This window comes from Pararcticibacter amylolyticus (assembly GCF_003130405.1).
Taxonomy (GTDB): Bacteria; Bacteroidota; Bacteroidia; order Sphingobacteriales; family Sphingobacteriaceae; genus Arcticibacter; species Arcticibacter amylolyticus.
The window spans coordinates 1-1,216 of sequence record NZ_QEAS01000075.1 but is presented as its reverse complement, the minus strand read 5'-3'; the positions used below and the strand labels follow the sequence as shown (position 1 = coordinate 1,216).

General features: G+C 56.7%; 1 protein-coding gene. It reads right to left on the bottom strand.

The genetic code is table 11. The features are described from left to right. Positions 1–1,216 (bottom strand): DUF6443 domain-containing protein (locus DDR33_RS26185; protein WP_238387949.1); only part of this gene is annotated, 1,216 nt, incomplete at both ends.

Below are 1,216 nucleotides of genomic sequence, written 5' to 3'. Positions count from 1 at the left end.
GCCACGACCTGGTCCAGCTGATTGTATACCTGGTACTCCCAGCCTTTGCCGGGGATTTTTTTGGCACTCATCCGGTTACGCTCGTCGTAGCGGTACTGGTAACACAGTGCGTTTTGTTTATCCGGGCCGGGTATTCCGCTGTCGGCTTCTGACTTGGGGGGAAGGACATAACACAGGTTGCCGAAGTCATCATATACATAATAGGTGGACAGGGCCTCGATGCTCTGGTCTGCCTTGCGGTTCAAGATACGCTTTAACACCACACGTCCTTCTTTGTCTTTGAACTCCTGGGTGAGTCCGGCTTTGCCGTCGCCTTCCTTCCAGTTCTCGTCCTTCGTTTCGCTGACATAGAGCTGGTTCACTCCGTAAGCACCTTCATCTTTCAGGCTGCGGTTCCCCGAGGCATCGATGTTCACCCCGTATTGTTTGGCCCAGCGGCCGTTTCCCTCCGACAATGAGGCGTCGCTGTTGCTGTAGTAGCCTAGGCGCACGGTATGCCCCTGGCCGATCTGCCAGTCAGGACCCGGTGCCCCCTGCTCTTCTACCCGGTTCAGCGGGGAGGCCTCAAAACGCGTTTCGGCAAAGGGCGTTGGTATACGGGGCACCCCCGAGGGTAGCTGACTTTCCGTCCCCGACGGGTTATAGAAGGCTGAAATGCCGCTGCCAGCGGTTAAGGCCCCTGCTTTATAGCTCCCGTTGGAGGAGGGGGCCGCATAGGGTAGGTATTTCTTTGCTTCACGACCGAAAGCGTCGTATTCCACCGGGGTTACAATGTCTTTGCCGGCCCCGGGGGAGCCTTTCACCTGGACGGTTTGAAGGGGACGCCCCAGCCCGTCGAAGTACTGCACGCTCATCATGACTTCGCAGGTCTTTTTGGTGGAAAGGTCCGTGCCTGCTGCAAATGGCTCGCGCGGGGTATAGGTTAGGATATAGTTCTGGTCGGCGCTTAATGCTGCCGCCAGCGGAAGGCAGGGCGCCGCCGAAGCGGCCGCGATATAAGCGTGGAAGCTGGACCCGGTGGGGACGTAAAAGCCGGGCAAAAGGGTGATGCTCCGCGTGGCGGTTACGACCGGACGGCTATTGCTGTAGCTGCTCAGGGTGGTGTCCTGTGCTACAGCGGGCAGCACGGTAAAACATACCAGTAAACTGACAAGTGTTTGCAGGTATAACTTCATATATGGTACTTTCATATTTGATTTATCTCCGTTGCTAAAGT